Raw genomic sequence first — 12485 nt, forward strand, 5'->3', positions numbered from 1 at the left:
GTGCCGGACGGTGATTCCGGGGATTTCGGCGATCTCCCCGAGTGGGCTCGCGTACTCCTCGCCATCCTGGGCATGTCGTGGCCCGCGGCCAACCAGCACCGGTTCCGCCGGCTGTCGCACGACTACGACGACGTCTCGAAGCGGCTGACCGAGCTGCCGTCGGAGATCGCCAAGGTCGAGCGGAAGATCCGCGAGAACTTCTCGATGAGCGCGGCGGACCAGTTCCGCGCCAGCATGAAGCCGCTCACCGACGGCTCGCCGAACATGCTGGACGACCTGTCCGGCGGGGCGAGGGAGATCGCCAAGGGCTGCGACGAGATCGCGCTGAACATCGAGTACTCGAAGTACTCCGCGATCGGGCAGCTGTTCGTGCTGGCCTGGCAGATCGCGATCGACTACGCGCTGGCGTCGGTCACCGGCGGGGCGTCGCTGGCGAACCTCACCTGGGAGTACGCGGCGACCCGCGAGTTCCTGGTCGCCCTGTTCTCCCAGCTGGCGCGATCGATCACGCTGCAGATCGGCATCGGCGTGACCGGCGGGCTGATCGTGGACGCCGTGGTGCAGCGGCTGCAGCGGGAACGCACCGAGTGGAACACCGAAGCCACGATGGAGGTGCTGCTCTCCGGTGTCATCGGCGGTGCGATCGGGGGTACCTTCAGCCAGCTCGGTCACTACCTCGGCAGCAAGCTCGGCGGCAAGCTGGGCAAGGACTTCACCAAGTTCACCACCGACGACCTGCTGAAGTCGGTCAAGGACCTCAAACTGCCGGTGGCCGGCGATCTGGCCGACAGCTGGCTCCGCGATCTCGGGACCACCCTGTCCGGCCGGGCGGGCAAGGAACTCGGCAACCCGGCGACGGCCTTCACGAAGCAGGCGGTACACGGGTTCGCCGACGAGATGTCCGAGCACTTCGCCACCGCGTTCGGCAAGACCATGGGCGAGGACGCCGCGCGCGTGCTCGGCCGCGACTACGCGCGTGCCTTCGTGGACAACTGGGTCAAGCACGGGACGGACGGGACCACCGCGTTCAAGGAGAGCCTGCGCTCGGTGCTGTCCCCGCACGGCGCCGCGCTCGGCAAGGACGCCACCCGCCTGCTCGCCGAGATCGCGCCGGACGTGCTCACCCGCAACGTCGCCGAGCACCTGGGCGGCGATCTGCTGGCGAAGGCCGCGACCCGCGCCACCATGTACCTGTTCGACGGCGCGACCGGCGTGGCGACCATGGGGGCCATCGGCGCCATCACCGGCCACCAGCCGACCGCCGGCGACTACGCGATGGGCTTCGTGGGCGGGACCGTCATGAGCGGTATCGGTCAGGGGATCCAGCACGTCGGGGTCAAGGGGCTCGGCGACATGGTCAGCGCGACCAAGGACAAGCTCGGTTCCCTGTTCGGCGGCTCCGAACCGCCCGGTGGAGCGGGGCCGAAGGTGCCCGGCGTCAAGGCGGCGATGGACTCCGCGGCCCGGTCCGGGGTCACCACCGGACCGGCAGGCACGGGCACGCCGAACACGACGGCGCCGGACACCAGGACCGAGACGAAAACCGTTTCGGGCGGCGATTCCAGGCCCGCCCCGGCCACCCCGGACGTCAAGTCCACAATGGACTCCAAGGCGTCCGTGCGGGACACCGGGAACAGCTCCGCGTCCACCAGGACCACCTCGAACAGCACCGTGTCCGACGGTGGGGCGGGGTCGAGCGAGAAGCCCGCTCCGGGGACCAGGACGGGGTCGGAGGTCCGGACGAGCTCGAACGACAAGGCACCCCCGAACGACAAGACCGCCTCCGACACCAAGACGGCTTCGGACACCAAGACGGCCGCGAACGACAAGACAGCGTCGAACGAGAAGACGGTCGCGAACGAGAAGACGGCTTCGGATAAGAAGACGACGGACTCGAAGACGGCGTCCTCCCGGGTCCGGACCAGCTCGGCGACGAACACCGGCGACTCGGCGGGGACCTCGCCCGGCAAGGACACGGCCGTCAAGAGCGTCGCCGAAACGACCTCCGGCGGCACCCGGCACGACGAGAAGCAGCCGCCGCCGTTGCCTCCGCGCCGGAAGGACGTTTCGGGGGAGGAGCCGCCGCCGTTGCCGCCACGGCGGGGTGACGGCCCGGGGGAGCAGGCGCCGCCGTTGCCGCCGCGGCGAGGCGAGGACTCGGCGGAACAGCCGCCGCCGTTGCCGCCACGGCGGAGCGACGTTTCGGGGGAGCAGGCGCCGCCGTTGCCGCCGCGACAGCACGAGGTCCCGGTCGGGGCGGGCTCGCCCGCGCCACACCACGAAACCCCGCCGTACCACGGTCCCGGAGCGGCGCCCGCGAAACCGGCGTCGCTGGAAGCGGCCGGGACCCAGTGGGCGCACGACGGCGGCGGGTGGTACTCCGCGCGGCACGACGGGTCCCTCGACCGGGGACCCGGCCACGAACCGGTCCCGCTGCCCGAGGGGTCCCGGGCGATCGTGGACGGCGACGGCGAACTGGTCCAGGTCGTGCTGGCCGACGGCGTCAGCTACGAGCGCGGCCTCGACGGCGCGTGGTCGCGGGGCCGTCGCGAGAGCGGCGAACTGATCGCCACCAAGACCGACGACGAGGTGCACCTGATCCTGGACGACGGTTCGGTGGTCACGCTCCCGCGCGAAAGCGAGGCCGTGCGGGACCAGCTCACCGACGAGGTCGTGGCCTACCGGCGGATCAAGGACGACGACGGCAAGTGGCTCAAGCAGCCGCGTACGTTCCTGCCCACGCGCGAAGGCGGCTGGGCCGAGACACGCGATCCGGTCCAGCCGGTGACCTACGAGGCCTGGCTGGCCGCGGCGAACAAGGCACACGACGCGGCGAGGACGTTGCACGACATCGCGTCCCGGAAGTTCGGTGCCGACCCGGACCTGGCGGACCTGAAGGACCTGCTGCGCGGTGGTCCCGACGACGCGATGGCCGCGATCTACGAAGCGGCGCGGCGCAAGGAAGGCGTGTCGCTGCGGTGGACGCAGCTGTCCGCGTCGAACGCGCTGCACGACGGCAAGATCGTCAACATGGCCGCCGGGGAGGGCAAGTCGTGGCTGTTCCTGGTCGACGCCGCGCGCAAGGCCGTGACCGAGGGGATCGACGCCTCGCTCGCGATCAGCACCCGGGGGAACCTGGCCGACCGCGAGTTCGAGCACTACCGCGACCTGCTGGGCGCGCTGGGCATCGACGTGCACCGGATGAACCCGGACGATCCGCCGCCCCCGCCGGTGCCCGGCACGCCCACCGTCTACGTCGGCACGAACCAGGAAGTCTCGTTCACCTACCTCAAGCACGACCTGATACCGGGGCAGCGCGCCGACGGCCAGGGCACCATCAGCGCCAGCGTCGACGAGATCGACGAAGCCTTCCACTACGCGAACACCACCTGCATCCTCGCCGAGGGCGCGCGCGGACTCGCGCCCGAAGCGGTCGCCGCGTCCGTCCGCCGGGCCAGGGACCTCTTCGCCGGGACCCTCGGCGACGGCACCCTCACCGAGGCCGACTTCGGCCGCGTGCCCGGTCAGCGCGGCGGGCCGGCCGCGCTGACCGAAACCGGTGCGGCCAAGCTGGAAAAGCACTTCGGCAGGCCGTTGTCCGGGGAGGAGCGGCTCCGGATCGACATGGCCGCCACCGCGCACTGGGAGTACGCGGACAAGATCCACTACATCCGGCGCGGCGACAAGATCTACATCATCGACCAGACCACCCACGAAGTCCTCTACGACCCGGAGACCTCCTCGGAGAGCCGGTGGAACGGCGGGCTCGCGCAGGCCATCGAGGCCAAGCACGACCTGCCGATCCGTGACGACCCCGACACCAGCAAGAGCGTCACCGCCAAGGACCTCTACCAGAAGCCCGTCTTCAAGAACGTCTCCGGCGCGTCCGGCACGGCGAACGGCAAGAACGACGTCTTCGGTGGCATGGGGCTCTCGGACGAGATCGTCGACGTCCCGCGCTACTACAACTCCCGGCTGAAGGTCGGCGAGGACCACGTCAGCGCGAACCTGGACGCGAAGCTCGACGGTCTCGCGGAGCTCACCCGGCAGGTACAGTCGGCGGAGGGCACCCAGCAGCCGCAGCTGATCCTGGCCCACCGCAACGACCTCGTCGCCGAGTTGTCCGCCCGGCTCACCGAACTCGGGGTGCGGCACACCGCGATCGACGCCGACACGTTCCTGGACTGGGGACCGAACCGCGAAGCCAAGTTCAAGGAACACGTCGCCAAGGCCGGCGCCCGCGGCGAGATCCTCATCACCAACATGCAGGGTGCCCGCGGCGTCGACATCCCGATCACCGAGGAGGCCAAGGCGCTCGGCGGTCTGCTCGTGCACGTCACCGCCCACTCGGAGATCTCGCGGGACATCGACATCCAGGCCGAGAACCGCGCGGCCCGCAGCGGGGATCCCGGCGGGGTCCGCTACCACATCTCGCTGGACGACGATCTGTTCCGGTTGTCCCCCAACGAAAACGTCCAGCTCGCCGTCGTCAGGTACACGAACGCGCGCGCCGAGCACGAGAACACGCCCACCCCCGAGTCGCACGAAGCGCTCAACGAGGCCGAGCAGGGCCTGCGCGACCTGGTCCCGGAGCTGCAGAGCGACGCCGAGCGGCGGCAGGGCGTCCACACGCCGGGTGACGCGCGGCCCAACGCCCCGCCCGTCCACCCGGCCGCCGTGCCCGAGGAGCACACCACCGGGCACGAGCGTCCACCGGACGAAAGATCCACAGTGGACGACACGATTCCTCACGACGACGAGGAGCGTTCCGAAGACGAGGAGCGGCCGCGCACCCGCCCCGCGCCGCGGCGCGCCCCCGTCGCCGAGGGATCGAACACGACTCCGGCACCCACGGTCGGGCTGGATCTCGGCCCGTCGTTCGTGGAGAACCTCTTCGACGGCCTGGACCAGGACGTGACCCCGGCGCCGCGGCCGACGGCGCTGCGTGAGCAGCAGTGGACCTCGCCGCATCCGGCCGGTGGTGCGCCGTTGACGCCCCAGCGGCTGGTCGAGGAGTTCGGGTTCCCGCTGGTGAACCAGCAGCGGTTCCAACGGCTGGCGGACTGGTCGAACGTGGTGTTCGACGTCCGGCCGACCAACCCGGACTCGGTGCGCTGGCTCGAACAGGGCGCGGTGCCGAAGCCGAAGGACATCAAGGCCAAGACGATCAGCGAGATCGACGTGTACCTTGGCGCGTCGCGGGACACCGTCGGCCTGGTCGGCTACTTCGCACCGCGGCTGCCGGACGACCTCGCCGACCTCCCGCCCGAGACGCGGCAGAAGGTCGAGGCCAGGTTCGCCAACCGGAGCAAGGAGTTCTCCGCGCTCGCGGACGAGATGGCCGAGCTGGCCGAGCAGGGCCGCTACCGGGTGGTGGAGGGCGTCGTCCACGCGCGGACCGGGAACGGCGAGTTCCGCCCGATCACCGGCGATCACGACGTCTACCACATCCGGCGCGTCGACGACGGCGCGTCGCTGTCCACATCGGACTACAACGACGTCGTCGACCTGCTGACCAAGCGGAACATGGGCGTGCAGCACGGCGCGCACATGTACTGGACGCCGCAGGGCGAGTTCCAGGAAAAGATCTTCACCGACATCGTCGAGTGGCACCAGGAAGGCGCACGGGACGCGGAACCGCTGATCCGCTTCGATCCCGGTCAGCCGCCCCGGCTCGTCTACGCCGACCCGCTCTCGGCCCGTGTCCCGACCGAGTCCACAACGGACAAGTCCACAACGGACAAGTCCACAACGGACAAGTCTACAACGGACAGGTCGGTGAAGGCGGAGTCCGTGAAGGACAAGACCTCCGTCGAGGAGGACCAGGAACTGACACTCGCGGACCTGCCGCCGTTCCTCGCCACCGGCCAGGCCCTCGGCTCGGCGCCGGTGCTCGCCGTGGCGGGGATCGACGCGCTCCGCGAGGAGCTCGCGCGGCTGTTGCCCGGTGTCCGGCCGGATCGGCTCGACGCGATCGGCGACGCCGTCCGCGACGACTTCGAGTCCGCGCTGGGCGGCCTGTACTTCCCGCTCCGTACGGCGAAGGGCAGGCGGGAGGTCCGGATCCGGGCCACCCTCGGCGGCGACGTGGTGAGCGAGCCGCGGGAGAAGACCAAGGCGGACCTCACCGTCCAGGGCGGCACCGCGAACGCGGAGAACCTCGCCGTCCTTCGCGGCGGCGACCTCGGGACCACCGCCACGGTGCAGGCGCCGGTCGGCCCGTACCTCACCCTGGGCGGCAAGGTCGCGCTGGCCACGCCCGGCGCGGCGCAGACCGTCGCCATGTCCACTTCGGACCAACGGGCGATCCGGTCCGGCGAGGGTTCCCGGCGGGTGACCCGGAGCGTCGAGTTCACCATCAGCGTCCACGACGAATCCGGCGCCGAGGTGGGCCCGCCCGCCGGGCAGGAGCGGGCGAAGCCGGTGCCCGGCCGGGTCACCGTGCGCCTCCCGGACGACCTGCTCCGGATCACCGCACCGGCCGGGCTCGCCGCGAAGAAGCTGACCGAGGACGTCGGGCGCGGGCTCCAGGACCCGGTTCCCGAAGCGGTCACCGAGCTGGGCGACGCGTTCACCGGCACCGCCGCGCTGCTGCCGAGGTCGGTCACCGCGTTCGGTGCCCCCGGCCGGGACGCGTTGCGCGCGTTCCTCGGGACCGCGAGCCTCCGGGAGAACTTCGGCGCCATGCTGACGGGCTGGGTGAGTTCGCCCGCCCTGCTCGACGCGAAGGGCGGCAAGGTCGCGGCGGTGCGGATGCGGGCACTGCTGACCAAGGCCGAACTCGTCGGCCCGACGACCGGGACCCAGCTGCGGCTGCACGAGTCCGCGACCACCAGTTCCACCGCTTCGGCCTTCACCAAGCGCGGGTTCGACGCGTCCGTCGCGCTCGGCGGCGGAGGCGGTGTCAAGGGCGCGCGGCTCGCCGGCGGGATCGGGGCGGGGTACTCCGCGCGGACGGTGGACACCGCGGTGTCCGGCCGGACCTCGACCGCGAAGTCGGGTGTCCAGCTCAAGGGCGACGTCGGTCTCTACCGGTTCGAGGCCACGATCGTGGTGCAGGCACTGGACGGCCGGGAAACCACCACCACGGCGACGGTCTACGCCAGGGTGGGGATGGCCGAGGCCGCGGCGCGGGGACTGCCGGTCCCGGAGGGCACCGGCACCGGGGTCACCCCGCCGTCGGTGAAGAAGTTCCCGCCGGCGCACCTGTCGGCGGGCCTCGCGGCGGGCAACGTGCGGGTCGGCGAGTTCGACGGCGCCGAGAACGTGCTGACGGAGATCCGCGGCAAGCTCCTGGCGGACAGCCGGTACACGGATCTGCTGCCCGGCTGGGACCGGAAGAAGAAACGCGCGGGCGCCGCGCGGACGCTGGAGACGCTGGCCAACGAGCACCGGCTGCAGGCGGCGCTGTCGCCGCTGGCCCTGCGCAACCGCATGGACGCGCTGCTGGGCGCCGGGGTGTCGGTGACCCTCAAGCGGCAGGGCGTCCTCCGGCAGGACCACGTCACCATCACGGTGCGGCTGGAGTCGGAACGCGTCGAGCACGTCGGGCGGGCGACCGGGCGGCTGGTCCGCAACGCCACGACCACCGGTCCGGCGCTGGGCACGTCCTCCGCGACGAGCAAGGGCTGGACGGCGGGGCCCGAGTTCAAGGCGACCTTCGGGGCCACCGGGACGTTGGCGGCGAAGTACGGCCGAGGTCGCGGCACCCGCACCGGGGCGGGCCCGGTGGCCGAATCGACCTACCTCACCATCGGCAGCGCCGACTCGGAGGGATTCGAGCACCACGGCCGGTTCGTCGTGTCCATCACCGCCTTCTCCCGTGCGCAGCCGATAGTCCGGCAGACACTGCCCGGGTTGCCGGGGACCGGCGTGCCGGAGGTCCGGACCATCTGGAAGACCCCCGACGAACAGGCCGAAGGCGCCTTCGGACTCCCGGCGAACTTCACCGTGTGGATGTCGGACAGCCTCACGCTGCCCGCCGATCCGGCGCGGTTCGCGCCCGGCGACCCCCGGGTGCGCAGGCTGGACCCGCCGCGGTCGATCACCGGCCACTTCCAGGCGCTCGCCCCGCCCGCCGTCGCCGAGTGGGTCGCGGTGGAGAGCATCGCCAACACCGGGCACGTCAGCGCGGCGGCGATGGCCGCGCTGGTGGAGGCCTCCGACGGCGACCTCGCACTCACCCTGCCCGGCAGCGACGCGTGGACCACCGTTCAGGCGATGCTGAGCGCCGACAACATCAAGGCGGCGCTGCGGTCGTTCACCCGCGGCGTGGTGAGCACCGACCTCGTGCACACCCGGCGGGTGGCCGACCGGGTGGGCCGGATCGGGGTGGTCGCCCGGCTGACCAACCCCACCTTCGTCCGCGCGGCCGACGACGCGGCGTCGGAACGGTCCACCTCGGGCGGCTACCGGTTCGACGGCGGCGAGAACAAGAGCAAGGGCACCACGGTCACCGCCGGGGTGTCGGTGACCGGCGCGGTGAACGACGATCCCACCGGTTCGGCCACCGGCGGCCTGTCCGGCAAGCCGTGGGGGAAGACGACGACGAAGGCCGCCGGCCTCGACATCTCCGCGACCGTCGATCGCAACGTGACCACGGCGGCGGGGACGCCGAGGGTGCTGGCCCGGTTCGACATCGCGTTCACCGTGTTCGCCGAGGCCCGGCAACAGACCGCGCTGCTGCGCCCGGACGCGAAGGGCGCGGCCCGCTTCGTCGATCTTCGCGGCGGGGTCCAGGTGTGGCTCACCGAGGAACAGGCTCGCGAATACGGCCTCCTGCCCGCCGAACCGGCGGGCCCGCGCGAGCGGCCCGAACGGCTCAAGCCCCCCTCGACGCTGCCGCCGGGGAAGCCGGGCGCGCTGGGCCTCGGCGCGGTGGAGCGGCTGCCCGACCTGTCCGACCTCGTGCCGAAGCTGTCCGCGAAACTGGCCGAGGCCAAGGTGCCGCTGCTGCCCGGCGTGTCGCTGGACGACGCGATGTACAACTGGGCCAGGCTGACCGACCTCGTCTCGCCGGACGGTGTGCAGGGGCTGGTGGACAGCGCGCTGGACGGCGGCGTCCCGCTGCACGCGCACCTGCCCAAGCTGTTCACCGACAGCGGCTACCAGGTCCTGCTGACCGCGCATACGCGCGGCGCCGCGAAGTTCCGCGAGGTCGTCAACGACGGCCGGAACGTCGAGCACAGCACCGTGCGCGCGGTCCGGACCGTCGGGGCGGACGGCACGGCGACCTCGTGGTCGGCCGCGCTGCGCGCGGGCGGACAGGAGAAGTACCAGGACGGCGACACGAAGACCTCGGTCGGTGGCGCGGTCACCAAGGGCGTCGGCGCCGTCAAGATGACCACCACCACCGAGGTCGTCACCACCCAGGAAACCCACCTGCGGACCGGGACCGGACCGGCCGCGTTGTTCGACGTCCCGGTCGAGTTCGTCATCGAAGTGCGGCGGGGCGGCAGGACCGTCGCGGCCGCGGGCACCGGCGAGCGGATGCTCGGCATCCGGGTGCCCGCCGACAACCTGAGCGTCGAAAGACCGCTCGTGCCGGAAGACCTGGTCGCCGTCGCGACGCGGCGGAAGAAAGGCACCAGGACCGCCGCCCTCGACGACGCCGCCGCCCAGCTCGCCGACTTCGAGGCCACCGCCGAAATCGCCGCGGCCGAACGGCTCGCGCCGACCCTGCTCTCCGAACAGGACGTGACCCCGGCCGCGCTGGAGAAGTGGCGGCGGGGCACCGTGACCAGGCTGCCGGACATGGCTTCGGTGGAAGCCGTGCGGGCCGCCGCGCGGCTGCGCGAGCTCGTGCGGGACACCCTCACCAAGGCCGGGGCGGACGACGGGATCACCGGCCACGGCACCGGCCCGGTCAACGCGCTCTGGTCGGCGTTGAGTCCTCAGGTGCTGCAGGCGTTCCTGCCCGCCATGACGAGGGAAAGCCTGCCCGTGCCCGCGCTGCGCGAGGCGGCCGTGCTGCGGGGCAGGCGCGCGGACGTCCAGGTGCACGCCCGGCTCGGCAAACCGCGCACGGTGGCGCTGAGCGACGGCGTCAACCTGGAGAACCCGACGAACTCGACGGCGGCCCGATCGGCGGAGCGGAAGGTCGTCGAGGTCGGCGAGACGAGTCTCGCGGGGCCGGCGGTCACGCCGGTCAACGAATCGGCCAACGTCGGCGGCCTGGTCACCGGCGCGGACGCGCGCTGGGTCAGTGAACCCGCGGACGCCACGGTCGACGGCACGACCGTGTCCGCCGTGGCGAACCTCAAGCCGGTCGGGCGGACCGCGCTGGTGCGGTTCGACGTGGACTACCGGGTCGTGGTCAAGGTCGACGGCCGGACCGAGGTCGTGGAGCTCTCGCTGCCCGCTTCGGCGGACGTGCGGATGCCGATCGAGGAGCTGGCCGAGGTCACCGGCCACAAGATCCCGCGCATCCTGAAGGCACGTCAGGCAAGGGTCACCCGGACCGCGAAGGCGTGGCGGGACGCCGAGGTCGGCGCGGAGCGCCACCGCCACCAGGCCGAGCAGCTGGTCAAGCAGCTCGGTGTCGCCCTCGACTGGGGGGCCACGGTCGACGCGGCACGCGTGCGGCGCGGCGGCACCCCGGCCGAGCGACAGCACAAGTACGCCCGCGAGACCGAGAAAGCCTTGCGGGAGGCGGAAACCCTCGCCGAGGCCGCGCGGCTCCACTTCGACCGGGTGACCGCGGCCGCGGATGCCGCCGAGCTGGTGCTGGCCGATCTGGAGACCACGACGGGCGATCTCGACGACCTCGCCGGCGGCGCGGCCGACGCGCTACTGGCGTGGCGGAGGGTTTCCTCCGCGCTGGCGGGGGCCCGGGTGCGGGCGGAACTCGCCGAAGACGACCAGGCCCGTCTCGAAGCACAGCACGACGTCGCGCGGCTGATCGGGGAACTGGCCGACGCGAAGGCCCGCCGTGACCTGTTCCGCGAGGTGCTGGCGGAGAAGCGGGAATCACTGGCCGCCGCCCGCGCGGCGGCCGGGGAGGCGCGGGAACAACGGGCCATCGCGACCGATCAGCTGATCCGTACCCAGGCGGTGGTGCGGGCCGCGTGGCTGGACTTCGTGGATACCAAGCAGGACGCCTGGTGGCTGGCGAAGGACGCGCTGGACGCCGAGCTCGCCCGGTCCGCGCTGCGGCCGGACGGTCCCGACGACGAGCGGTGGCGGCACAGCAGGGCCACCGACGCGCCCTGGTTCACGGTGGCGAAGCCGCTCGACCCGGCGCGGTGGGAACCGTTGCGGGCGACCACCCCGAGGCGGGCGGTGGCCACCGAGACCGCCGACGTGCTGACCACCTTGCTGACCGGGAAGGACAAGCGCTACGACGGCGTCATCCGCTACGGCGTCAGCCGGTTCGTGGTCGACGGGCGCGGGGTCACCGAGTTCACCGTGCCGATCAACCTCGTGCCCGGCCCCGGCGTCACCGGCGAACAGCTCGCGCGGCTGCGGGAGCGGGCCGTCGCCGGCCTGGAAAAGCTGGTCAACAAACGCCACGGCCTGCCGAACGGCGACCAGCTGCACGTCCGGGTGGAGTTCACCGGCGACCGGCTGACCGACCAGGACGGGAACCCCCGGTACCGCGCGTACGACGTCGTCGTCGACGACGACACGCGCACCACCCAGACCACCTGGCGGACGGAGGCGACGCCGGAGGAGCTCGCCCACGAGCTGCTGCACTACCTCGGCGCGGCCGACGAGGAGCACGACCGGGATCGGGTGTTCCTCAGCCGCGAGGACGACGGCACCACCGGGGTCGTCACCGGTGACGAGAGCATCATGGGCCAGGCCGTGGTCAAGCCCGGCGTGACGCCAAAGCTGTTGCCCCGCCACACCTGGATGATCCAGCACGTCCTGCGGAACCAGCTGGGACCGGGCGGCCGCCTCGCCGACCCCGGCCAGGACGCCTTGCCGGGCACGCCGCCCCCGGTGCGGGCACCGGCCGCGGGCAGCGGGCTCACGGACGCGCAGCGGGACGCACTGGCCAGGGAACGCCGGGAGGTCGTCCCGGCCGGTGGTGACACCGTGGCCTCGAACCTGATCGAGGCGATCGCGCGGACGCTGGCGCCGGACTCCCCGGCGCGCCGGGCGGAACTGCGGGCGCGGGGCGCGTCCCTGCGGCAGGCCACCCCGAAGGAGGTCGCGTTCGCGCTCGACGTCCGGCTGCGGATGCTGACCGAGCGGGGAACGACCGTCACACTCGGTCCCGCGCACGGCGAGCCGGCGCGGGTGGTCCTGTCGCCCTCCGGAGACTTCCTGGCCACGCGGCGGGTCGCGGCGTCCGTTCCGGTGATCCGCGGGATCACCGGCGCGCAGCGGGAAACCCTGGCCCGGCTGGGCATGACCGCCGTGCCGGTCGGCGGGAAGCCGGTGACCGGGAACCTGGTGGCCGCGATCGCCGCCACCATCGCGCCGGACTCCCCGGCGCGCCGGGCGGAACTGCGGGCGCGGGGCGCGCGGCTGCGGGACAC

Annotated in this window: 1 protein-coding gene (running past one end of the window); it reads left to right on the top strand. The window is 72.4% G+C overall.

Annotation, left to right across the window (positions count from 1 at the left end):
* Nucleotides 1–12485, top strand: the beginning of a protein-coding gene (locus ABD987_RS41895) for a preprotein translocase subunit SecA (protein WP_345408090.1). Its footprint extends 24796 nt past the window's final position; the window shows 12485 of its 37281 coding nt (coding positions 1–12485); its start codon is at nt 1–3; its stop codon lies off the right edge, out of view.

Origin of the sequence: Amycolatopsis samaneae (assembly GCF_039541975.1) — a bacterium.
GTDB lineage: Bacteria > Actinomycetota > Actinomycetes > Mycobacteriales > Pseudonocardiaceae > Amycolatopsis > Amycolatopsis samaneae.